Genomic DNA, 23,275 nt, shown 5'->3' with positions numbered 1-23,275 from the left:
CTCGTTTTTTGGGCGACAGCAGAGGACGACGAGATGAGTGACAGTTCCGTGAACTCGAGAGTAGGCCGCAGCACCGCGCTGGCCGCGCTGGCCGCGTTCGCCAGTCTCGCGCTGGTCGTGGCGTCCCTATCGCCGTCGGCCGCCGCGTCGCCGACACCGACCAATGCCGCGCCCGCGGTGGCGGGGCAAGGTTCATCCAATGCGACCGACTTCAGCTCCGCCCGGCGTCGTCACTACTACCGGCGTGGGCCGAGCGCTGCGGGCCTTGCCTTCATGGGCGTTGCGGCCGGTCTGATCGGCGGCGCGATCGCCGAGAGCCGGCGCCAGGAATATTACGACAACTACTACTATGGCGGCGGCCCGCGCTATTATGGTCCCGGCTACGGCTACTACGGCGGACCGCGCTACTACAATCCGTACTGACGGGTTGCCTCGACGGGCAAAACACCGGGGCGGGCCGTCAATCCCTCTCTGCAAAAATATTTCGCTTTACCGAAATTCGGAAATGACGTATGTGTCGCTCATCCCGGCTCGACCTGGAGGGCGATCGTACGTCGTCACTGATCGAGAGCCGGGCTTGCGGTGGACGCGGCAGCGTCGGCACGAGGGGTGCGGGCAGGGCGGGTAGTCCCTGTGAGCCCGAAACCGCGTGCGGATGAGCGGCGCTGTGAAGTTCGTCTCGCCAACATTCTTGCGGCGCGTGCACACTGCCGCGAGACCCTGTGGCATCAGACGAACGCGCGTACGGCAAAACCGTGTGGTCCCGACCGTCGTCGCTACGGTCAAGCCTGTCGCGGAGGTGTGGAGCGCCCAACCGGGTCAACCGCATCGCTCATCTGCGAGGCGAGGGAGGCCAGAAGGAACTCGGCTCCCGGGAGAGCACGGCATAAGCCGTCAAACCATCGCGCAGGGAAGGCCGAGTGATTGGCGCCACCTGTATGCTGCTGTGCGGTTTTCCTGCGCTACATTTCGCGCAGCGGACCGCGGGTGCGAGGTCAGCACCCGGTCTTCCCTGCGCCCTCTTGGACAAGAGGGTGGAAAGATCAAGCAAAGCTCGGGCGAAAGAAGCCGCGAGGATGCGAAGGCGTGTCTGAGATTCGAAATGCGAACCGGAAGAGCGAAGTCGTCGCTTCATACTCCGTCATTGCGAGCGCAGCGAAGCAATCCAGAGTCGTTCCGCGGAGGGATTCTGGATTGCTTCGCTGCGCTCGCAATGACGGTAGGAAGCAGCTCGCCACCCGCCGGCACCGCGCGTTGTAGCGCGTCCGGGACACGAGAGAGAGGCCGTGCACCATCGCCGGCTAAATATTCGGCAATCGCTCAGCCGGGCCCGATGGACTTGCCCCTCGCAATCCGGTTGAATAGGGCCAATAGGTTTCGGGCGCGACAACGATGTCGAAATATCTGCTGATCCTGCTTTTGATCGCCTCGCCGGCTGTGGCGCAGGTGAAGCCTGCTCCAAAAACCTCGGGGGCGCATTCCGACCCCTGCGCGCCGATCGGACGCACCGCGGACGGCAAGCTGGTCTATTCCATGAAATGCGAGAACCTGCCGGCGCCGCCACCGATCGCGCCGCAGGCGGAACTGAAGGAGGCGCCACCGCCGGCTGCCGTCGCAGAGCCCGAGCCGGAGGTGCGGCGGAGCGGCCTGTTCGGCTGGTCTTACGACCGCAGGTGAGGGGCAGCGCCACTTGCGCGAAGCCCGCTGGAATGCTCTTTGCTTGCAAGTTCCCGTGGGGCCACCAATCCCTTGGCCCCCGATCCAGAGAGATGAGATGAGCAAACTCGTTATCCGCGCCGGCGATTTCACTTTCGATGCCCGCTTCGAGGAGCAGGCGGCGCCCAAGACCGTCGCGGCATTCCGCAAGGCGCTGCCGTTCGAGAGCCACATCATCCATGTGCGCTGGAGCGGCGAAGGCGTCTGGATGCCGCTCGGCGATCTCGACTTTGGCGTCGGCTACGAGAACCATACCAGCTATCCCGCGCCCGGGCAGATCATCCTCTATCCCGGCGGCATCAGCGAGACCGAGATCCTGATGGCTTACGGCGGCGTGCACTTCGCCAGCAAGATGGGCCAACTCGCCGGCAATCACTTCATCACGGTGACCTCGGGCCTCGAGAATCTCGCGACGCTGGGCAAGAGCGTGCTGTGGAAGGGCGCGCTGCCGATCCGCTTCGAGGAAGTCTGAGTGACTGATAGCAGCTACCCGCGCGATCTCCGCGGTTACGGCCGCAATCCGCCGCATCCGCAATGGCCCGGTAACGCGCGGGTCGCGGTGCAGTTCGTCGTCAATTTCGAGGAAGGCGGCGAGAACAACATTTTGCACGGCGACCGCGCGTCGGAGGCGTTCCTGTCCGACGTGCTGGGCGCGCAGCCCTGGCCCGGCCAGCGTCACGCCAATATCGAATCCATGTTCGAATATGGCTCACGCGCTGGCTTCTGGCGGCTGTGGCGGATGTTCGATGAGCGGAAGTGGCCGACCACCGTGTTCGGTGTCGCCACCGCGCTGAAGCGCAATCCTGAGATCGTCGCTGCGATGAAGGAGTCCGGCTGGGACATCGCGAGCCACAGCCTGAAATGGATCGAGCACAAGGACATGACGGAAGCGCAGGAGCGCGCCGAGATTGCCGAATCGATCCGCGTCCATACCGAGGCCACCGGTTCGCGGCCGCTCGGCTGGTACACCGGGCGCTCCTCGATCAACACCAACCGTCTGCTGATGGAGGAGGGGGGCTTCCTCTATCTCTGCGATTCCTATGCCGACGATCTGCCTTATTGGGTCAAGGGCGCGAACGGCAAGCAGCTCGTCATTCCCTACACGCTCGATGCCAACGACATGCGCTTCATCAATCCGCAGGGCTTTGCCGAGGGCGAGCAGTTCTACACCTATCTGAAAGATGCGTTCGACGTGCTCTATGCCGAGGGCGAGACCGCGCCGAAGATGATGTCGGTGGGACTGCACTGCCGTCTCGCCGGCCGGCCGGGTCGCGCGGCGGGCCTGATCCGCTTCCTCGACTATATCGGCAAGCACGAGCGCGTCTGGGTGCCGACGCGGCTGCAGATCGCGCAGCATTGGCACGACAGGCACGCGAATCTCGATGCGTTCGAGATCGGGTGAAGCCACGATGACCCAAATCTCGCTCGCTGCTCTCAACGCTGCAAGCCAGGCCGACTTCGTCGCCGCGCTCGCCAATGTCGTCGAATATTCGCCCTGGATCGCCGAGCAACTCGCGGTGCAGCGGCCGTTTGCCGGCATCAACCAGCTTCATGCTGCGCTGATGGCGGCGATACAGGCTGCCGAACCCGATGTGCAGATGGCGCTGATCCGCGCGCATCCCGATCTTGCCAACAAAACCCAGCGCGCAGCGGGCCTGACGGCGGAATCGACCGACGAGCAGAACAGCGCCGGCCTTGACCGGCTGTCGGAGGCCGAATATTCGGCGTTCGAACGCGTCAACAGCGCCTACCGCGAAAAGTTCGGAATCCCCTACATCGTCTGCGTGCGCCGTCACACCAAGGATTCCGTGCTAAGCGATTTCGAGACGCGGTTGCGCAACATTGCCAAGACCGAGACGCGTCGCGCGATCGAGGAGATCGGTCGCATCTCGGCGCTGCGGCTCGATCAGCTGGTGATCGCCGAGGATAAACTGAAAGTTCACGGCCGTCTCTCGACCCATGTGCTGGACAATCACGCCGGTAAGCCCGCGGCGGGAATCGCGGTGGAGCTGGTCGAGCTCGCCGTGCTCGGCGAGAACCGCGTCATCGCACGCACTGCCACCAACGCCGACGGCCGTACCGACCAACCGCTGATCGGTGGCCGCCCGCTGCCGATCGGCCGCTACGAGCTCCGGTTCAGCGTCGCCAAATATTATTCCGAGCGCAACGTGCAACTCCCCGATCCGCCGTTCCTGGACGAGATTCCGCTGCGCTTCGCGATCAGCGAACCGGAGAGCCACTATCACGTGCCGCTGCTGGTGACGCCCTGGAGCTATTCGACCTACCGCGGCAGTTAATCGCCGAACTTGTCGTGCAGCGCCGGAAACAGCCGGTCCGGCTTGAAGGGTGGTGCGGTGAAGCGGATGCCGGTGGCATCCGCGATTGCATTGCCGAGTGCGGCAGCAACTGGATTGTACGGGCTCTCGCTCATCGACTTCGCACCCAGCGGTCCGATCGTGTCGGATGTCTCGGCGAACAGCACCTCGGTGCGCGGCACGTCCGCGAAGGACGGCAGATGGTAGTCGCGGAATTTGGGATTGGTGACGCGGCCATTCGCATCGATCACCATCTCCTCGTAGAGCGCCGCACCGAGGGCCTGCGCAACGCCGCCCTCAATCTGGCCGCGGCACTGCATGGGGTTGGCGACGACGCCCGCATCGGCGGCCTGCACGCTCCTGAGAATCCTGATCTCGCCGGTTCCCTTGTTCACGGCAATGCGGAAGCCCTGCACGTTGAAGCCGACGGATCTCGGCGTGCCCTCGGAATTGCCGTACGCCACGAGCGGACGACCCGTCTCGCGCGCGAGCGTCGCCAACTCGGTAAAGGACATTCGCCGCACGCCGCTGACGACGAATTCACCCTCGATCGCGCAAGTCCCGGCATCGCAAAGCCATGCGTTGGCGGCGGCCGCCTTCAATTCGGTCGCAAGCTGAACGGCGGCGGCCTGCGTCGCCTTGCCGGCCACGAACGTGCCGGTGCTGCCATAGGCGCCGGTGTCGTGGCCGCCATGGGCCGTGTCGGATTGGCGCAGGCGGATTCTGTCGACGGTGGTTGCGAGCACCGTTGCAGCGATCTGCCGGTGCACGGTGCTGGTGCCGTTGCCGAACTCGGCGGTGCCGACGGTGAGATCGAAGCCGCCGTCATCGTTGAGCGCGATCATGGCATCGGCGATGTGGCCGGCGGGCGGCACCGTGTCGATCATGGTCAGCGCGACGCCATCGCCGGTCAGCCATTCCGGCGACAGCGCAGGCTGGGGAGTATCCGCTTGCATGGCGCGCTCGACGAGGTCGATGCACTGGTCGAGCCCGTAGGAGCCGTAGAGCACGTCGTGATAGTCGGATTCGGGCGGCGACAGCATGGGATCGCCGAGCCTGACGATATTGCGGCGGCGCATCTCGTAAGGGCTGATGCCGAGTTGCCTGGCGAGCTCGTCGATCGCAGCCTCCACCGCGATCAATGTCTGCGGCAGGCCGTAACCGCGAAATGCGCCGGCCGGCACCGTATTTGTGTAGACGACGAAGCCGTCGACCCGCTTGTTCGGGCAATTGTAGACCGCGATGGACTCCGAAAGTGCGTGGAACATCACGGGGCCGCCGTGATTGCCGTAAGCGCCTGTATTGGAGAGCACGTCGAGCTGCAGCGCGGTGAGCCTGCCGTCGGCATCGGCGCCGGCCTTGATCTGGACCCGCATCGGGTGCCGCGTCGAGGTCGCGATGAACTGTTCCTCACGGGTGAGCTCGAGCTTGACCGGCCTGCCGGTCTTCAGCGCGGCGAGTGCCAGAATGTCCTCGACGAACATTTCCTGCTTGCCGCCAAAGCCGCCGCCGACGCGCTCGCAGAACACGCGGACCTTGTCCATGGGAAGCTGGAAGATGTCCGCGAGCGCGCGCCGGGTCAGGAACGGCACCTGTGTCGAGGTGCGGACGTTGAGCACGCCTGCATCGTCGAGCCAGGCAAGGCCGCCATGGGTCTCCAGCGCCGCGTGCTGCACCCGGTGACTGTGAAAGGTGGCTTCAAAGGTGACGGCCGATGTGGCGAGTGCGGAGGCGACATCGCCAAACTCACCATGCGTCTCCGCGACGAGATTGCGCTGCGCGTCGGCAACGCGGTTCGCGCTGGACCGATCGGGATGCACGAGCGGCGCGCCCGGCATCATGGCCTGCTCTGGATCGATCAGCGCGGGCACAATCTCGTAATCAACCTTCAGCCGGCGGCAGGCCTCCTCGGCAGCGCCTTCGCTCTCGGCGACGATGGCGGCGACCTTCTGGCCGATGAATCGAACGACGTCGTCGAGGATGCGGGTGTCCTCAGGGTCCATCCAGTCCTTCTCGTGCCGCGCCGTCGAGAACAGCACCGAAGGCGCATCCTCATGCGTCAGGACCGCGTGCACGCCGGGCACGGCCATCGCCGCCGATCGGTCGATCGCGACGATTCTTGCGTGCGCATGCGGCGAGCGCAGCAGCTTGATATGCAGCAGATTGTCGATTGCCGTGTCGAACGTATAGCGCGCCGTGCCGCGGACGACGTCCGGGCCCGCGGGCGCCGGCAGGCTGCGGCCGAACGCGCCGCCGGCCTCGACGGTCGCCTCGACATTGGTCTTGCCGTGGATCGCATCCTCGATCGCGCGATAGCCGGTGCAGCGGCAGATATTGCCCTTCAGCGCGGCGCCGAGGTCGGTCCGCTGCGCCTGGTTCAGCGAGGCGCAGGTGAGGATCATGCCGGCCGTGCAGAAGCCGCACTGGAATCCCTGCGCGTCCAGGAAGGCCTGCTGCATCGGGTGCGCGCCATGTTCGCCGCCGAGCCCTTCGATCGTCGTGATCGCGTGCCCCTCCGCGCGAAACGCGGGGATCAGGCAGCTATGCACGGGCTCGCCGTCGAGCAGTACGGTGCAAGCGCCGCAGTCGCCGGCGTCGCAGCCCTTCTTCACCCCGAAATGGCCAAGCTCGCGCAGGAACGTGCGCAGGCACTGGCCGGCACGCGGCGTTTGCGGAAAGTTCGTGCCATTGACCTCGAAGCTCATGGCGGCGTTGCACCCAGGAGTTCGGCGCGGATCTCCTCTGCGAGCCGCAGCGTCATGTGCTTGCGCCAGAGCGGCTTGCCATGAATGTCGGTGTGATAGAGATCGTCGGTGATCTCCTCGGTGATGGCTGTGCGAAGCGCGCTCGCGTCGGGCGGCTTTGGAAACGACAATTGGATAGGGCGCACGGTCGATGCGGTCACGGTCAGCTTCAGCCCGCCGGCGTCGTCAAGGCTTCCGATCAGGAGGGCGGCGGAGCGACCGACCGGCGCGAGCGAGATCTGGCGAAACGCAGAGCGACGCTTCAGCGCGGCAAGTGGAATGTCGATCTGCCGCAGCAGGTCGCGCGGCGACAGTCGGTTGCGCTGGTTGCCCGTGACGAATTCGGCGACGGGAATCCTCTGCTCGCCGCCGCCGGCTTTCCAGATCGTGCAGATGCCGTCGAGCGCTGCGGTGAGCGAGATCATAGGTCCTGCCGGCAGCGACATGCAGAGATTGCCACCCACCGTCGCCGTCTTCCAGATCTTGAAGGAGGCGAGAAAGGCGCGGCAGCATTGGCCGATCAGCGGTGCTGCGAGCCAGTCGGCCGGGCAGCTGAGCGCATCGAGTTGCGAGATCGTGCAGGTGGCGGCGATGCTGAGATGGCCCTCCGTGATCGCCAGCGCCGGCCATTTCAGATCGGTGAGATCGATCAGCCGCGTAAGGTGGACTTGCGGCTCCGAGAACAGCCACGTGCCGCCCGCGAGCCAAGCATCACCTGGCGTCCAAGCGAGCAATTGGGCGCGCGTTTGCGGATGAGCGACCGCTGTGATGGTATTCAAGTCCATGGCTGCGACAACGCCTACGCCGGGTGAATTTGCCTAAGGGAAAGTCTTGCAAGACCAGCGCCAAGTGGCAACAACAAGTCGCAGCAATAACGCTCTCGGGATGGCCCTTGCCTTGCAGGCCATTTGTTAACGAAGGCGAGGAGAAACGGGATCATGAGCGACGCAAAGCCGATCTGGATCAGGGATCCGCTGGCCATCCTCGCCGACGGTGCCGGGCGCGGCATTGTCGTTAAAGATGGCCGTATCGTTGAACTCGTGCCGGCCGGCCGCACGCCGGCGACCGCCGATGTCACGGTGTTCGATGCGAGCGCACACGCCGTGCTGCCGGGCCTGATCAACACCCATCATCATTTCTATCAGACGCTGACGCGGGCGCTGCCCGCGGCGATGGACCGCGAGCTGTTTCCCTGGCTGCAGGCGCTCTATCCGGTGTGGGCGAGGCTGACGCCGGAGGCGCTCGAGCTCGGCGTCACCGTTGCGATGTCCGAGCTGCTGTTGTCGGGTTGCACCACCACGACCGATCATCATTATGTCTTCCCGGCGGGGCTCGAAGAGTCCGTCGACATCGAGGTCGGCGTCGCAAGGCGTCTCGGCATGCGCGTGCTGCTGACGCGCGGCTCGATGAACCTGTCGCAGCGCGATGGCGGCTTGCCGCCGGACAGCGTCGTGCAGGACGAGGACACCATCCTCGCCGACAGCGCGCGCGGCGTGGCAAAGCATCACCAGCGCGGTGCCGATGCGATGGTGCAGATTGCGCTGGCGCCGTGCTCGCCGTTCTCGGTGACGACGTCGCTGATGCGCGCCACCGCCGATCTCGCCGACAAGCTCGACGTGCGCCTGCACACCCATCTCGCCGAGACCGAGGACGAGAACAGATTCTGCCAGCAGATGTTTGGCTGCCGTCCGCTCGATTATCTCGAGCAATGCGGCTGGCTTAATGCGCGGACTTGGCTCGCACATGGCATCTTCTTCAATGCCGACGAGATGAAGCGCCTCGGCAAGGCGAAGACGACCATCAGTCATTGTGCGTGCAGCAATCAATTGCTGGCCTCGGGCTGCTGTCCAGTGTGCGAGATGGAAGAGGCCGGCGTTGGCATCGGGCTCGGCGTCGACGGCTCGGCCTCCAACGATGGATCGAATCTGATGCAGGAGGTGCGTGCCGCGTTCCTGCTGCAACGGGCTCGCTACGGCGTGACCAAGGTCAGCCACAAGGATGCGCTGCGCTGGGCCACCAGGGGCTCGGCGGCGTGTGTCGGCCGTCCCGAGCTCGGTGAGATCGCGGTTGGCAAGGCCGCCGACCTCGCGCTGTTCAGGCTGGACGAGCTGCGCTTCTCCGGTCATGGCGATCCCCTGGCCGCGCTGGTGCTGTGCGGGGCGCATCGGGCTGATCGGGTGATGGTGGCGGGGAATTGGGCCGTGGTGGACGGCGCGATCCCGGGACTCGACGTTCCGGACCTCATCCGCCGGCACAGTTCCGCAGCGCGGGCGATTCACGCGGGGTAAAATAGAAAGAGGGGGCGACCACAAGTGCCGGGTGCTTCTGGCCACCCCCTCCGAACCTCCTCCGGGAGGAGCAGGTGATTTAGGTAATGCAAGAAGCGTGCTACTTGCCCGGCAGCTTGTCGTCGATGCCCTTGACGTAGAAATTCATGCCGAGGATCTGGCCGTCGGCGAGATTGGCGCCGCCCTTGCACTCGATCTCCTTGCCGTCCTGCCCAATCACCGGGCATTTGAACGGGTGCAGCTTGCCCGCGGTGATTGCCGCCTGGGCATCCTCGGCGATCTTCTTCACGTCGTCAGGCATGTTGGTATAAGGCGCCATCGCGAACATGTGGCTGTCGAGACCGCCCCAGCTGTCCTCGGACTTCCAGGTGCCGTCGAGCTCGGCCTTGACGCGTTCGATGTAGTAGGGGCCCCAAGTGTCGAGGATCGAGGTCAGCTGGGTCTTGGGCCCGAACTTGATCATCTCGGAGTCCTGGCCGAAGGCGAGCTTGCCGCGTTCGCTGGCGATCTGCATCGCCGCGGGCGAATCCGTGTGCTGCATGATGACGTCGGCGCCCTGGTCGATCAGCGCCTTGGCGGCGTCGGCCTCCTTGCCCGGATCGAACCAGGTGTTGGCCCAGATGATCTTGACCTTGATGTTCGGGTTGATGGTCTGCGCCGCGATCATCGTCGCGTTGATGCCGGAGACGACCTCCGGAATCGGGAACGAGCCGATATAGCCGAGCACGCCGGACTTCGACATCTTGGCCGCGATCAGGCCTTGAATGTAGCGGCCCTGATACCATTTCGACGAATAGGTCGACATGTTCTTGTCGCGCTTGTAGCCGGTGGCGTGCTCGAAATGCACGTTCGGATATTTCTTGGCGACCTTCAGCGTCGGGTCCATGTAACCGAACGACGTCGTGAAGATCAGCTTGTTGCCGGCGCGCACCAGCTGCTCGATGGCGCGCTCGGCGTCGGGACCCTCCGGCACGTTTTCGAGATAGGTGGTCTCGATCTTGTCGCCGAGTTCTTTCACCAGCGCCTGGCGCGCCAGCTCGTGCTGATAGGTCCAACCGAGATCGCCGATCGGGCCGAGGTAGATGAAGCCAACTTTCAGCTTGTCGGCGGCGGACGCTGCGCTGACGCTCCCGGCAAGCAGAAGGCCGGCAGCCAGCGCAAGAAGTGATTTCCTCATCATCAATCTCCAAACATCAGGGGAAAGCCACGATCCGCGACGTGTGCGCCCCATCGCGCACGTCACGGAAATCAACACACTAGCGGTCAGGTACGAACACGGTGCCGAGCGCGGCCGGCGCGGTCGAGCCGCCGGTACGCGCGCGGGAGAGCAGAACCAGCACGATGACGGTCGCGAGATACGGCAGCGCCGACATGAATTGCGAGGGAATGCCGACACCCCAGCCTTGCGCATGCAGTTGCAGGATCGTCACTGCGCCGAACAGATAGGCGCCGATCACCAGCCGGCCCGGACGCCAGGATGCGAACACGACCAGCGCCAGCGCGATCCAGCCGCGGCCGGCAGTCATGCCGGGAATGAAGAACGGGGTATAGGCGAGCGGCAGATAGGCGCCGGCGAGGCCAGCGCAGGCGCCGCCAAACATCACGGCGAGGGTGCGAATGCGCAGCACGGGATAGCCGAGCGCATGCGCGGAGACATGGTTGTCGCCGCAGGCACGCAGGATCAATCCCGCGCGCGTACGGTACAGGAACCACCAGACGCCGATGATGAGTGCGATGGAGAAATAGACGAAGGCGTCCTCGCCGAACAGCACGCGGCCGACCAGCGGAATGTCGGTGAGGCCGGGAATGTTGAGATGGGCCGCCGGCGTGATGCGCTCGCCGACGAAGCCGGCCCCGATCAGGCCAGACAAGCCGACGCCGAGGATAGTCAGCGCCAAGCCGGTTGCAACCTGGTTGACGGCGAGGCCCAGCGCCATCAGCGCGAAGACCAGCGACATCAGTGTTCCCGCGATGATGCCGAACAGTGCGCCGATCAGAATCGAGCCGGTCAGCCATGCGCCGCCAAAGCCGCAGGCCGCACCGACGATCATCATGCCCTCGACACCGAGGTTGAGCACACCGGCGCGCTCGGTGACGAGCTCGCCGGTCGCCGCGATCAGGAGCGGCGTCGAGGCGGCGAGCACCGACAGGATGATGGCTTCAACCAGCTCCACGGGCCACCTGACGGTTCGGGAAGACCAGCTTGAAGCGGTAGAGAATGAGGGAATCGCAGGCGAGCACGTAGAACAGCAGGATGCCCTGGAAGACCTTGGTGACGTCCAACGGGATCTTCATTGCGATCTGCGCCTGCTCGCCGCCGATAAAGGTCAGTGCGAGAAAAAGGCCTGCAATTAATATTCCAATCGGATTCAACCGGCCGAGGAACGCGACGATGATCGCGGTGAAACCGTAGCCGGGCGAGATGCCGGGCTGGAGATGCCCGACGGGACCCGCGACCTCGATGATGCCGGCGAGGCCGGCCAGTGCGCCCGACACCGCGAAGGTCAGGATGATCAACTGATTGGCGTTGAAGCCGCCGAACCGTGCCGCGCGCGGCGCGGCACCGACGACGCGAATCTCGAATCCCTTGATGGTTCGCCCAAGCAGGATCGCAGCCGCCGCAACGACGAGCAGGGCGATGATCGAGCCGAGATGCAGCCGGCCGCCCTCGAGCAGCAGCGGCACCGTTGCGACGGAATCGAACTCCGCCGTGGTCGGGAAGTTGAAGCCGTTCGGGTCGCGCCAGGGACCGCGGACGAGGTAGTCGAGCAGGAGGTCGGCGACATAGACCAGCATCAGGCTGGTGAGGATTTCACTGGCGCCGAACTTCACCTTGCAGATCGCCGGGATCAGCGCATAGAGCGCGCCCGCGGCTGCGGCCAGCACGAGCATCGCCGGCAGCACCCAGGCGCCGGCGTCGGTGCCTTGCGTTTTCACCGCGAGCCAGCTTCCGGCGACGGCGCCGATCAGGAATTGCCCCTCTGCGCCGATGTTCCAGGCGTTGGCGAGATAGCAGAGCGACAGCCCGATCGCGATCATCACCAGCGGTGTCGCCTTCACCGCGATCTCCTGCAGCGAATAGCCGTCAGTCAGGGGCGCGATGAAATAGGCTTGCAGGGCGAGCAGCGGATTCTTGCCGAGGATCGCGAACAGGATGGTCATGGTCACGATCGTGAGGCCAATCGCGATCAGCGGCGAGACCAGGGCGATCGTGTTGGAGCGCTCGGCGCGCTTCTCAAGCACCAACTGCATGCGCGGCCTCCTTCGGCTCCAGGCTGCTGCCGCCCATCAACAGGCCGAGCTTTTCGCGCGTTGCGTCGCGCGTGGCGAGCGGCTCCGACAGACGACCGTGGAACATCACGGCGATACGGTCGGCGATTTCGGCGAGCTCGTCGAGATCCTGGCTGGTGACCAGCACTGCGGCGCCCGCGGTTGCGAGATCAAGCAACGCCTGGCGGATGACGGCGGCAGCACCCGCGTCGACGCCCCAGGTCGGCTGGCTCACCACCAGCACCGCCGGGTTGCGCAGGATCTCGCGGCCGACGATGAATTTCTGCAGATTGCCGCCCGAGAGGGATGCTGCTTCCGGATCGCGCTTGGCCTTGCGTACGTCGAAAGTCTCGGTCGCCTTGTCCACGGTCTTTAGCGTGGCGGCGGTGTCGATGAATCCATGATTGACCATGCCGCTGGCGGCGTGTCCGGTGAGCAGGGCATTCTCCGACAGCTTCATGCGCGGGGCGGTACCGTGGCCGAGCCGCTCCTCCGGCACGAAGGCGGCGCCGAGCTTGCGCCGCTTGGTGATCGAGAGGTGGCCAGCGGCGATGCCTTCGATCACCACCGTGCCGGGGTCCTTCGACAGCCGCTCGCCGGACAGCGCGGCGAACAACTCGTCCTGGCCGTTGCCGGCCACGCCGGCGATGCCGAGGATTTCGCCGCCCTTCAGCTCGAAGGAGATGTGCTCGAGCCGCACGCCGTGCGCCTCGTCGGGGGCGAGCGAAAGATCGTTGACGACCAGCCGTGGTATGGTGGTCTGCCGGCCTGCGGCCGCCTTCACTTGCTTGATCTCGCCGCCGACCATCATGCGTGCGAGCGAGGCGGCGGTCTCGAGCCGAGGATTGCAGGTCTGGATCTTCTTGCCGCCGCGCAGGATGGTGGCGGTATCGCAGAGCCGCTTCACCTCCTCGAGCTTGTGGCTGATGTAGAGGATGGCGCGGCCTTCGGCCTTGAGCCGCTCCAGCACGATGAAGAGCTGGTCGGCCTCCTGTGGCGTCAGCACCGCAGTCGGCTCGTCCAGGATCAGGAATTTCGGGTCTTGCATCAGCGCGCGGACGATCTCGATGCGCTGGCGTTCGCCGACGGACAGTTGCCAGACCTCGCGCTTGGGATCGAGCGGCAGGCCATAGGTCTTCGACACCTGCTCCAGCCGCGCCGACATGTCCTTGAAGGATTCCTTGCCATCGAGACCGAGGGCGACATTCTCGGCCACGGTGAGATTGTCGAATAGCGAGAAGTGCTGGAACACCATGCCGATGCCGCGGCTGCGCGCTTCCGAGGGGCCGGACAACACGATTCGATCGCCCTGCCAGCGGAGCTCGCCGGCAGAGGGCTGGATCAGCCCATAGATCGCCTTCACCAAGGTCGACTTGCCGGCGCCGTTCTCGCCGAGCAAGGCGTGGATTTCCTTCGGCCAGATGTCGATGTCGATGGAATCGTTGGCGAGGAAATCCCCATAGCGTTTGGTGAGCCCCACCGTTTGAAGCAACGGTGACTCGCCGGAATGCAGGTCGTTAGGCGTCGAATCTAACATTCGCTGGTACGCTTGCGTGGGATGAAGTGCCTCAATAGTGGGCTAGTTTGAACCGCCGCGTAAGGTGTGAAAATGCGTCATCCCTTGCTCAACGCTGCGGCAGGAGGCCGGTCACGCGAGTCGCGGTCGTTTCCAGGCGCCAGGCGTTCCCAACAGCGCTTGCATGGCTCCTGCGGCCGCGCGCTGCACGCGGCGGCTGTTGCAAATTTGTGACGGTTCAAGCCAAATCGGAACCCACTATGCAGGCTTGACGTGAAGTTGAGCAAAGTCGCGCCATCGCTCGTATGCATTTCGTCGTGACCACGACGGCCGTCGTCGACAGCCACGCTTGGGTTGTCGCGTCGACGCAAAATGCAAACAGAATCAAACGGGAATGTTCGGCAAGACATTGTTGCCGGCCGCTGATGGTGCGGCATCAAACTCTCCAACATTCCGCAGTGAAACGCGGCGCGCTGCCGAAACAAGCGGCATGCCTTGAAAAAAGTTGAGGCTTCTCACCTCAGGACTTCGGCGCAAGTGTCGCACCCAAGGGACATTCATTTTCACGTGTCCAAGCTTGGGGGTATTCAGGATGTCGTTTCGTTTCAAGGCAATTGCAGCAACGGCGCTGTCACTTGCTACGCTGGCCATCGGTGGCTGGGCTCACGCGGCGGATATGCAGGTCAAGGCGGCCAAGAAGGCGCCTGACCTCCCGTTCTTCCTGGTGATCGACAACCGCGTGTCGTTCTCCTGGATGCCGAAGGGCACCGATCCCGGCATGTGGAGCGTCAATCCCAACGGCAGCATCAACGGCACCACCGCCAAGCAGGTCTACTCCTTCACCCACTTCGACCTCTGGGCCTACGGCACCAACTTCTTCACCATCTCGATGTTCAAGTCGGGGCACAACGACCCTGCTTCGCCCTGTACCGCACCGGGCGTAACGATCACCGGCGCCGCCGCCGACTGCGCCGGCGCGACCGAGATTTACGGCCTGTTCCGCTCGACCCTCGGCTGGAATGAGTTGTTCAACACCAAGACCTTCACGATGGGTCCGTTGCACAACATCTCGTTCGAAGTCGGTATGGACGCCAACACCGAGAACACCTTCCTCGCGCCCGCCAAGCGTGACGTCGTCGCCGGTCTTCAGTTCGCCTTCGATCTGCCCTACAAGGGCTATGTCAACGTCGCTCCGTTGATGTACTGGGAATTCCAGAACCACAACGCCTTCACCCAGTGCGGTCTGTTCGGTGCGGGCGTCGCGGGCGTTACCTGTAACTCCGATGGCAATGTCAGCTACAACCCGACCTGGGCCGTCGAAATCAACTACTACATGGACCTCGGCTTCCTGCCGCCGAACATGCAGTTCTGGTCGATCAGCGGCCGCGCCGGCTGGTACGGGCCGAAGGGCGACTCGAATGGCCTTCCTGCGCTCTCGGGCATCGGCCGGTTCTCGACCGCCTCGAAGACCGAGCTGAACAGCGAACCAATCCGTCTGACCTTCGACGCTTCGAAGGCGGCCTGGGGTGACAAGTACTCGCACTTCGTCGATCTCTGGGTTGCCTATCGCTACTGGCAGAACAAGTTCGGCCTCGACCACAACGCCATGCCCGGGGTCTGCACGATCGCCGCGACCGGCCAGAGCACCAAGAGCTGCACCGAGTCCACGGTGTACGGTGGTATCACTGTGAAGTTCTGATCGGTTACAGGGCTCGAGTGGCGCTGCGCAGCGATGCGTAGCGCCATTCGTGTTTGGGGAGAGAATCGCGCTAATACAAGGGTGGGCAAAGCGAAGCGTGCCCACGACTTCTACTGATGTTGAAGTCAGATGGTGGGCACGGCGCAAGGGCGCCTTTGCCCACCCTTGTACTGTTTGCTGGATACCTACTTCGTCCACACGCCGTCGTGCAGCGCTTCGGCTTCGTCTTCGAGCAGCGGACCAAGCACCTCTGTCGGCCGCTGGCCGCTCGCAAACACCTCACGACAGGGCAGGTCGAGCGTTGGGTTCTCCGGATGATTGCCGGTGACGGCGCGCAGGCGGTGCTCGCTGAGGCCGTAGACCACGCGGCCGATGCCGGCCCAGTAGATCGCGCCGGCGCACATCGCGCAGGGCTCGGCCGAGGAATAGAGCGTCGCCGTCGCCAGCACCTCGCGGCTGAGCGTGCGGCACGCTTCCGTGGCGGCCAGACGCTCGGCATGCGCGGTGCCGTCGTGATCCGGCATATAGCCGTTCTCGGTCTCGATCAGCACCTTGCCGTCGGCATCGACGACGATGCAGCCGAAGGGATGATTGCCGTGCGTGAGGGAACGGCGCGCGACCGCGAGGGACAAGCGCAAAAAGTATTCGTCGCGTTCGCTTGCGCCGTCCATCCCGCCTCCGCGGTCAGTGCCCCGCCATGTGCCGGCCGACCTCGGTGAGATCGGCTTCGCTGGTCCGTGCTTCATACACGAATTCGCCGTGGAACATCACCACCAGCCTGTCGGACAGTTCGAGCAATTCGTCGAGATCCTCGCTGACGAGCAGCACCGCGGCGCCGCGATTGCGCGCGGCCATGATCTCGGCGTGGATCTGCGCCACGGCCGCGAAGTCGAGGCCGAAGCAGGGGTTGGCTGCTATCAGCACCTCGACCTCACTGCCGAGCTCGCGGGCGAGCACGGCGCGCTGTACATTGCCTCCAGATAGCGCCGAGATCGGGGTATCCGGCGTGCGGGTCTTGATCCTGTACTGGCCGATCTTCTTCTTCGCGTCGTCGCGGAAGGCGCCGCGATTGAGCCACCAGCCGCCACCGGCGAAGGGGGCGCGATCGAACTCGCGGAAGGCGATGTTGTCGGCGACGCTCATGCCGCCGACGCAGGCGTTCTTCAGCGGTTCCTCGGGCAGGAGCGACATCTTGTGGCGCCGCATCTCTTCGCGGCTGGCGTGATAGGGATCGCCGGCGACGCGGATTTCACCGCCCTCCGCTTCGCGCTGGCCGGCCAGGACTTCGACCAGCTGGCGCTGGCCGTTGCCGGAGACGCCGGCGATGCCGACGATCTCGCCGGCACGCACGGTGAGGGAGACGTCATGCACGGCGATGGAGCCAGCATCGTCGAGTGCGCGGACCTTTGCGAGCTCCAACCGCGCCTGTCCGGCTTCGCCCGTGCGCGGCGGCTGCACGGTCAACTCCTCGGCGCCGATCATGGTGCGCGCCATCGCGTCCGGTGTCAGCTCGGCGACCTTGCCGGCGCCGGCGAGCTTGCCACGGCGCAGGATCGTCACCTCATCGGCGAAGGCCATGACCTCGCGGAACTTGTGCGTGATCATCAGGATGGTCAGCTCGCCCTTGACGACCATGTCGCGGAGCATGCCGAGCACCTCGTCGGCTTCGGCCGGTGTCAGCACCGAGGTCGGCTCATCAAGGATCAGGAAGCGACGCTTCAGATAGAGCTGCTTCAGGATCTCGCATTTTTGCCGCTCGCCGGCCGAGATGTCGGAGACTTTTGCGGAGAGCGGCACCTTGAAGGGCATGCGGGCGAGGAACGTGTCGAGCTCCTTCATCTCCTTCGGCCAGTTCACCACGGCCGGCACGTCGTCGCGCGCCAGCACGAGATTTTCGGCGACTGTCATGGCCGGCACCAGCGTAAAATGCTGGTAGACCATGCCGAGGCCGAGCGCATGCGCGTCCTTCGGATTGGCGATCGCCTGCTCGCGGCCGCCGACGAGGATGTCGCCCTCGGTCGCGTGGTAATAGCCCATGATGCATTTGACGAGAGTCGATTTGCCGGCGCCGTTCTCGCCGAGCAACGCATGGAACGAGCCGGGCCGCACCTTCAGCTCGACATTGTCCAGCGCCAGGAAATCGCCGAAGCGCATGGTCATGGCGATGGCATCAACGCCGAAGGCGCCGGAGGGCGGGGGCGGTTCGCCGATGATCACGAAATCGCTCCGATGAAGGCATCCGACGTCGAGACGGCGCCGAACACGCCGCCCTGCATCTTGATCATCTTCAGCGCATGGTCGTGGTTGCTCTTGTCGGTCGCTCCGCAGCAATCGTGCAGCAGCACGCATTCGAAACCGCGGTCGTTGGCCTCGCGCATCGTGGTGTGGACGCAGACGTCGGTGGTGATGCCTGTGAGGACGATGTTCTCGATCCCGCGCACGCGCAGGATCAATTCGAGGTCGGTGGCGCAGAACGAGCCCTTGCCGGGCTTGTCGATAATCGGTTCACCTGGCAACGGCGCCAGCTCCTCGATGATGTCCCAGCCGGGCTCGCCGCGCACCAGGATGCGGCCGCACGGGCCGGGATCACCGATGCCCGCGCCAATCTGGCGCGAGCGCCAGCGCTTGTTGGCGGGAAGATCGGAGAGATCGGGGCGGTGGCCTTCGCGGGTATGGATGATGTGAAACCCTTGGCTTCGCATGGCGGCGAGCAGTCTCTTGATCGGCTCGATCGGCGCTCGCGTCAGCGAGAGGTCGTAGCCCATCTTGTCGACATAGCCGCCGACCCCACAGAAATCGGTCTGCATGTCGATGATGATGAGCGCGGTGTTTTGCGGGCGGAGGTCGCCATTGTAGGGCCAGGCGTAGGGCTCGGACTTGATAGTGCGCTCGGGCATGATCTCGGTCTCTAGCGGGTGATCGACAATTCGGCCGGGGCTCCGGTCAACGTGCGTTTCGGCGAGCAGGTGATGATCATGATCGCCAGCGTCAGGATGTAGGGCGCGGCGTTGAAGAGGTGATAGCCGGAAGTAACGCCGACGGATTGCAGCGCCGGTCCGAGCGCCGCGGCGCCGCCGAAGGCGAGCGAGGCCCACAGGCAGAGCAGAGGATCCCAGCGCGCGAAGATCACGAGCGCCACCGCCGTGATTCCTTGGCCGGAGGAGAGGCCCTCGTTCCAGCTTCCGGGATAGAACAGCGACAGGAACGAGCCGCCGATGCCAGCAAGGAAGCCGCCGACCATGGTGGCGCGCAGGCGGATCAGGAGCACGGAGTGGCCCATCGCGCGTGCGGCGTCCGAGCTCTCGCCGGCGGTGCGAATGAGCAAGCCCCAGCGTGTGGTGCGGAAGGCCCAATAGAGGATCGGTGCAAGTGCGATGCCGATCAGGAAGAGCACGTTGACGCGCAGCGCGGCGCGGAGCTGCGGGATGTCGCTCCACCAGCCGAAATCGATCGCGGGCAGCCGCGGCGCGGTCGGCTCGATCAGCGGCTTGCCGAGGTAGAAGGCAAGCCCGGTGCCGAACAGCATCAGGGCGATGCCGACCGCGACGTCGTTGACACGGGGCAGCGAGCAGATGCCGGCGTGTAGCGCGCCCAGCAGGGCGCCGGTGATGCCGGCGGCGAACACGCCGAGCCAGGGCGATCCCGTCAGATAGGAGATGCCGTAGGCGCTCATCGCGCCCATCACCAGCGTGCCTTCCAGGCCGAGATTGATACGCCCCGAGCGCTCGGTGATGCATTCGCCGAGGCTCACGAACAGGAATGGCGTGGAGACGCGAATGGCGCCGCCGAGCACGGCGAGCGGGACGGTCCAGAGTCCGATCGATCCGTCTGCCATCTCAGGGTTTTCCCTTCAGAAAGCGGATGCGGCCGTAAAGCGCATCGCTGGCGAGCACGAAGACGAAGATGATGCCCTGGAGCACCAGCACGGATGCGTCAGGCAGTCCGAGGCGGCGTTGCAACAGACCGCCGCTGGCGCTGATGCCACCGAGCAGGATCGCGACAGGAATGATCGCAAGCGGATTTTGCCGCGCCAGGAAGGCAACCAGGATGCCGGTGAAGCCATAGCCGGCCGCGAGATTGGCGTTGGTGCGCCCCTGCACGGCGGCAACCTCGACCATGCCCGCAAGACCCGCGGCGCCGCCGGCGAGGAAGCAGATGGTGAGAATGAGTTTGCTGACGCCGAGGCCGACGATCTTCGCGGCGCGGATGTTGCCGCCGGCGACGCGCGCAGCGAAGCCGAACACGGTGTGATAGATCAGGATGTAGGCGGCGATGGCGGCGATCAGGCCGAAGACGAGGCCCCAATGCACGTCGGTGCCGGGGATCGAGCCGATCATGTTGGCGGCGCCGATCTCGCGGGTCGACGGCTTGTTGAGGCTCGCCGGATCGCGCATCATGCCTTCGACGAGATGATTGAGGATCGCGAGCGCGATGTAGACGAGCAACAGGCTCGAGATCGTCTCGTTGACGCCGCGATACTGCCGAAGCGCGCCTGCCAGCATGATCCACAATCCGCCGCCGATGACGCCGGCGATGACCATGGCAATCTGCACGACGAGCGGCGGCATGCCCTGAAGCAGCAGTGCGGCGCTCGTTGCCGACAGTGCACCGATCAGCAGCGCGCCTTCGCCGCCGATGACGACCATGCCGAGTTGCGCGGGCAGTGCGGTGCAAAGTGCGGTGAGGATGAGGGGTGCGGCACGCGTCAGCGTATTCTGCCAGGAGAACCAGGTGCCGAAGGCGCCGTAGTACATGTAGAAATAGAGGTCCAGCGGGTTCTTGCCGAACAGCATGACGAAGATGCCGAAGACCAGGAGCGCGCCGGCGAGCGCCGCGCCCGGGATCAGGACATATTCGATCGTGCCGCCGTGGCGTTGGAGAAAGCCGGGGTCGGCGGCCGGGGCAACCGCCCCGACCGCCTCGGCAGAATCCGCTGCTTCCGATGTCACGAAGTCGCTCCGATCACGCCCTCGACGAGATAGTCCATCTTCTCGAGTTCGGGATCCTTCTGACCGCGATCGGTGCCGGCCGCGATGACGGTCTTGCCCTTGTTGTCGACCAAGCCGCCCTTGAAGATGGCAAATCCGTCCGCGGACAGGAATTTGGCTTTGGCCTCGTCTGCCGCCTTGCCCGCTTCGGCCGAGACGGATTCGCCATAGGCCGAGACCTTGACGATCTCTTCCTTGAGACCGCCGCGGTAGAAATTCGGGATGCCTTCGCCGGCGGCGATCATCTTGACGAACTTCGGATAGAGCGCTTCCCAATTCCACTCCGCGCCGGTGAGATATGCCTTGGGCGCCAGCGCCGACTGGTTGGTGTGATAGCCGCAGACGAAGGCACCACGGCGCGCGGCGTTCTCGACCATGGTCTTGGGGCCGTCGACGTGACAGGTCAGCACGTCCACACCCTGGTCGATCAAGCTGTTGGTGGCCTCGGCCTCCTTGACCGGCATCGACCAGTCACCGGTGAAGATCACTTGCGTGGTGGCCTTCGGATTGACGGATTTGGCGCCCAGCGCAAAGGCGTTGATGTTGCGCAGCACTTGGGGAATTGGCTTGGCTGCGACGAAGCCGAGCTTGCCGCTCTTCGACGTCAGGCCTGCGACGATGCCCGAGATGTACTGCGCCTCGTCGATATAACCAAAGTAGCTGCCGGCGTTCTTCGGATCCTTGTCCGACCAGAGGCCACCGCAGTGCTCGAAGCGCAGCTTCGGGTACTTGGCGGCCATCTTGATCATGTGCGGATTGTAGTAGCCGAACGAGGTCGGGAAGAGCAGGGTGGCGCCGTCGAGGTTGATCATGGACTCGATCGTCTTCTCGACCGCGTCGGTCTCCGGCACCTTCTCTTCCTCGACGATTTTCAGTCCAGGAATCTTCTTCAGCGCCGCCGCGCCCTGCGCGTGTGCCTGGTTGTAGCCGTAGTCGTCGCGCGAGCCGACATAGATGAAGCCGATGGTGGTGTCAGCTGCGAAGGCCGGGCGGACGCCGGCCGCCGCGCCGAGGGTGAGGGCGGCACCGCCCTGCAACACATGACGTCGTGAAATCCTGCCAAAATCCATTGCTTGCTCCCCTTGGCGGCTGGACCGCCTTAATCTCGCGGCTGCGCCGGTCTGGCGGAGCCCGGGATAGGAGGTCGCAAGCTTCGTGCCAGAGGCTGTACGGCAGGCATTCATTTATAAGGCATTGAAAATATCAGATATATCCGGCGAAGAAGTCTTGATCAGAAAATCGGCAGATTAAATTATGAGCAATATTATCGCGTTGTATGCAATGTAGTTAAGCAGTCTTAACTGGCTCTCACGTGTGCATGAAGGGGACGGGGGCGGTCGGCTGACCACCAGCATTCATGCTAACCACGCGCTGACTCGAAGTGGCGCCGGCCGCCTGAATTCGCTGGCACCGAACTTGTATCGATTGGGATTGCGACCGCCCGCGCGGTCTCCAGGATGGAAAGCTTGACCGAGATGGCTGCCCTGACCGCCGTTCAACATGCATCGCTCGGCGAGGAGATCGTGCGTCGGATTAGCGAGCTCGCGGCGATCTCGGAAGAAGACGGCAAGCTCACCCGTATCTATCTCACGAAGGAGCTGCGGGCGGCGTCGGACCTCATCCTCGGCTGGATGCGCGAGGCCGGCATGAGCGCGCATCTCGATGCGATCGGCAATGTCTGCGGCCGTTACGAAGGCGAGCGGCCGGGCGCACCCTGCCTGATGCTCGGCTCGCACTACGACACGGTGCGTGACGCCGGCAAATGGGATGGGCCGCTGGGCGTGATCACGGCGATTGCCTGCGTCGCCGAGCTCAACCGCCGCGGCAAGCGCCTGCCGTTTGCGATCGAGGTGGTCGGCTTCGCCGACGAGGAGGGCGTGCGCTTTGCCTCGACCCTGCTCGGCAGCCGCGCAGTCGCGGGCACTTTCGACGAGAGCGTTTTGAACACGCGTGATCGCGACGGCGTGTCGATGCGCGATGCGCTCGTCACATTTGGCCTGGACCCCGATCATATCGGTGCGGCTGCGCGGGCCCGGCGCGAATTACTGGCCTATCTTGAATTGCACATCGAGCAGGGGCCGGTGCTCGAAGCGCATAATCTCCCCGTCGGTGTCGTCACCGCGATTGCGGGCGCGACGCGGCTGGCGGCGGGGCTCACCGGCATGGCCGGTCACGCCGGCACCGTGCCGATGGCGCTGCGCCGTGATGCGCTCAGCGGTGCTGCCGAATGCATTGGCGCGATCGAGCAGTTTTGCCGGACCGACGAGGGGGGCCTGGTCGGCACCGTCGGCTATATCCAGGCGAGGCCGGGCGCGACCAATGTCATTCCGGGCGAAGTATCCTTCACCATCGACATGCGCGCGCCGACCGATATGCATCGCAAGCGCGCGGTCGCCGACGTCGTCCGCCAGATCGAAGCGATCGCAAAGCGCCGGCAACTGGCGCTTCAGCTCGACGTCACTCATGAGAACCGCACTGCACCTTGTGCGCCCTGGCTGAAGGATCAGATCGCGCACGCAATCGCCTCCGAAGGTTTTTCCGCCTTCGAGCTGCCGAGCGGAGCAGGGCACGACGGCATGGCGATGATCGATATTGCCGATGTCGGCATGATCTTCGTCCGCTGCCGCGGCGGCATCAGCCATCATCCGGACGAGCATGTGGAGCTCACGGACGCCGATGCCGGCGCGCGGGTGCTGCTGCGGGTGATCGAGAATTTCAGGCCGCGGGAGGGATAAGCCT

General features: G+C 64.6%; 20 protein-coding genes. 8 read left to right on the top strand and 12 right to left on the bottom strand.

Features of this window, described 5'->3' with window-relative positions; genetic code table 11:
• Window positions 1–33: 33 nt before the first annotated feature.
• The 5 genes from K3F49_RS04650 to uraD all read left to right on the top strand — a co-directional run bounded on the left by K3F49_RS04650 (window position 34) and on the right by uraD (window position 4,013).
• On the top strand, window positions 34–423 hold the full coding sequence (locus K3F49_RS04650) for a hypothetical protein (protein ID WP_234679715.1): 390 nt from the start codon (window positions 34–36) through the stop codon (window positions 421–423).
• Window positions 424–1,392: 969 nt separating this feature from the next.
• The gene (locus K3F49_RS04645; protein WP_234679714.1) at window positions 1,393–1,677 is read left to right on the top strand and encodes a hypothetical protein; all 285 of its coding nucleotides are present in this window, start codon (window positions 1,393–1,395) and stop codon (window positions 1,675–1,677) included.
• A gap of 97 nt (window positions 1,678–1,774) precedes the next feature.
• On the top strand, window positions 1,775–2,188 hold the full coding sequence (locus K3F49_RS04640; RefSeq protein ID WP_027531871.1) for a DUF3830 family protein: 414 nt from the start codon (window positions 1,775–1,777) through the stop codon (window positions 2,186–2,188).
• On the top strand, window positions 2,189–3,118 hold the full coding sequence (gene puuE, locus K3F49_RS04635) for an allantoinase PuuE (protein WP_234679713.1): 930 nt from the start codon (window positions 2,189–2,191) through the stop codon (window positions 3,116–3,118). It abuts the gene before it with no gap.
• Between the two features lie 7 nt (window positions 3,119–3,125).
• A complete protein-coding gene (gene uraD, locus K3F49_RS04630) occupies window positions 3,126–4,013 on the top strand; it encodes a 2-oxo-4-hydroxy-4-carboxy-5-ureidoimidazoline decarboxylase (RefSeq protein ID WP_234679712.1) in 888 nt (295 codons plus the stop codon).
• Here uraD and K3F49_RS04625 read toward each other — a convergent pair.
• Both K3F49_RS04625 and K3F49_RS04620 read right to left on the bottom strand, forming a co-directional pair.
• Window positions 4,010–6,736, bottom strand: a complete 2,727-nt coding sequence (locus tag K3F49_RS04625) for a molybdopterin-dependent oxidoreductase (protein WP_234679711.1) — start codon at window positions 6,734–6,736, stop codon at window positions 4,010–4,012. The two genes, uraD and K3F49_RS04625, sit on opposite strands and share 4 nt — an antisense overlap.
• Window positions 6,733–7,560, bottom strand: coding sequence for an FAD binding domain-containing protein (locus K3F49_RS04620; protein ID WP_234679710.1), 828 nt, complete (start codon window positions 7,558–7,560; stop codon window positions 6,733–6,735). Before K3F49_RS04620 ends, K3F49_RS04625 begins: the two co-directional genes overlap by 4 nt.
• 153 nt (window positions 7,561–7,713) lie before the next feature.
• Here K3F49_RS04620 and K3F49_RS04615 point away from each other — a divergent pair, with 153 nt between their 5' ends.
• A complete protein-coding gene (locus K3F49_RS04615; RefSeq protein ID WP_234679709.1) occupies window positions 7,714–9,063 on the top strand; it encodes an 8-oxoguanine deaminase in 1,350 nt (449 codons plus the stop codon).
• A 100-nt stretch (window positions 9,064–9,163) separates the two neighbouring features.
• On the opposite strand, the gene K3F49_RS04610 is transcribed toward K3F49_RS04615, so the two are convergent.
• The 4 genes from K3F49_RS04610 to K3F49_RS04595 all read right to left on the bottom strand — a co-directional run bounded on the left by K3F49_RS04610 (window position 9,164) and on the right by K3F49_RS04595 (window position 13,870).
• Window positions 9,164–10,240, bottom strand: coding sequence for a BMP family ABC transporter substrate-binding protein (locus K3F49_RS04610; RefSeq protein WP_234679708.1), 1,077 nt, complete (start codon window positions 10,238–10,240; stop codon window positions 9,164–9,166).
• A 79-nt stretch (window positions 10,241–10,319) separates the two neighbouring features.
• The gene (locus K3F49_RS04605; RefSeq protein ID WP_234679707.1) at window positions 10,320–11,237 is read right to left on the bottom strand and encodes an ABC transporter permease; all 918 of its coding nucleotides are present in this window, start codon (window positions 11,235–11,237) and stop codon (window positions 10,320–10,322) included.
• A complete protein-coding gene (locus K3F49_RS04600) occupies window positions 11,224–12,315 on the bottom strand; it encodes an ABC transporter permease (protein WP_234679706.1) in 1,092 nt (363 codons plus the stop codon). The genes K3F49_RS04605 and K3F49_RS04600 overlap by 14 nt, the downstream gene beginning before the upstream one ends.
• Complete coding sequence (locus tag K3F49_RS04595) at window positions 12,299–13,870, bottom strand: ABC transporter ATP-binding protein (RefSeq protein ID WP_234679705.1); 1,572 nt, start codon at window positions 13,868–13,870, stop codon at window positions 12,299–12,301. Before K3F49_RS04595 ends, K3F49_RS04600 begins: the two co-directional genes overlap by 17 nt.
• A gap of 571 nt (window positions 13,871–14,441) precedes the next feature.
• On the opposite strand from K3F49_RS04595, the gene K3F49_RS04590 reads away from it, so the two are divergent.
• Window positions 14,442–15,548: a hypothetical protein gene (locus K3F49_RS04590; protein WP_234679704.1), complete on the top strand. Its 1,107-nt coding sequence runs from the start codon at window positions 14,442–14,444 to the stop codon at window positions 15,546–15,548.
• Window positions 15,549–15,733: 185 nt separating this feature from the next.
• Here K3F49_RS04590 and K3F49_RS04585 read toward each other — a convergent pair whose 3' ends face one another.
• Genes K3F49_RS04585 through K3F49_RS04560 form a run of 6 tightly spaced genes read right to left on the bottom strand, consistent with a single transcriptional unit; the run spans window position 15,734 to window position 21,606 of the window.
• Window positions 15,734–16,219, bottom strand: a complete 486-nt coding sequence (locus K3F49_RS04585) for a nucleoside deaminase (protein WP_234679703.1) — start codon at window positions 16,217–16,219, stop codon at window positions 15,734–15,736.
• A gap of 13 nt (window positions 16,220–16,232) precedes the next feature.
• Window positions 16,233–17,765, bottom strand: coding sequence for an ABC transporter ATP-binding protein (locus tag K3F49_RS04580; protein ID WP_234679702.1), 1,533 nt, complete (start codon window positions 17,763–17,765; stop codon window positions 16,233–16,235).
• Window positions 17,762–18,445: a biuret amidohydrolase gene (gene biuH, locus K3F49_RS04575; protein ID WP_234679701.1), complete on the bottom strand. Its 684-nt coding sequence runs from the start codon at window positions 18,443–18,445 to the stop codon at window positions 17,762–17,764. Before biuH ends, K3F49_RS04580 begins: the two co-directional genes overlap by 4 nt.
• Window positions 18,446–18,456: 11 nt before the next feature.
• Entirely contained in the window at window positions 18,457–19,383 is a 927-nt protein-coding gene (locus K3F49_RS04570; RefSeq protein WP_234679700.1) for an ABC transporter permease, read from the bottom strand.
• Between the two features lies 1 nt (window position 19,384).
• Window positions 19,385–20,497: an ABC transporter permease gene (locus K3F49_RS04565; RefSeq protein WP_234679699.1), complete on the bottom strand. Its 1,113-nt coding sequence runs from the start codon at window positions 20,495–20,497 to the stop codon at window positions 19,385–19,387.
• The gene (locus K3F49_RS04560; RefSeq protein ID WP_234679698.1) at window positions 20,494–21,606 is read right to left on the bottom strand and encodes a BMP family ABC transporter substrate-binding protein; all 1,113 of its coding nucleotides are present in this window, start codon (window positions 21,604–21,606) and stop codon (window positions 20,494–20,496) included. The genes K3F49_RS04565 and K3F49_RS04560 overlap by 4 nt, the downstream gene beginning before the upstream one ends.
• 405 nt (window positions 21,607–22,011) lie before the next feature.
• Between K3F49_RS04560 and K3F49_RS04555 the strand changes: the two genes are divergently transcribed.
• Window positions 22,012–23,271, top strand: coding sequence for an allantoate amidohydrolase (locus K3F49_RS04555; RefSeq protein WP_234680572.1), 1,260 nt, complete (start codon window positions 22,012–22,014; stop codon window positions 23,269–23,271).
• Window positions 23,272–23,275: the final 4 nt, after the last annotated feature.

It is taken from the genome of Bradyrhizobium monzae (genome assembly GCF_021458635.1).
Classification (GTDB): domain Bacteria; phylum Pseudomonadota; class Alphaproteobacteria; order Rhizobiales; family Xanthobacteraceae; genus Bradyrhizobium.
Note: the sequence above shows the minus strand (reverse complement) of the source record. Positions and strands in the feature narration are given on the sequence as shown.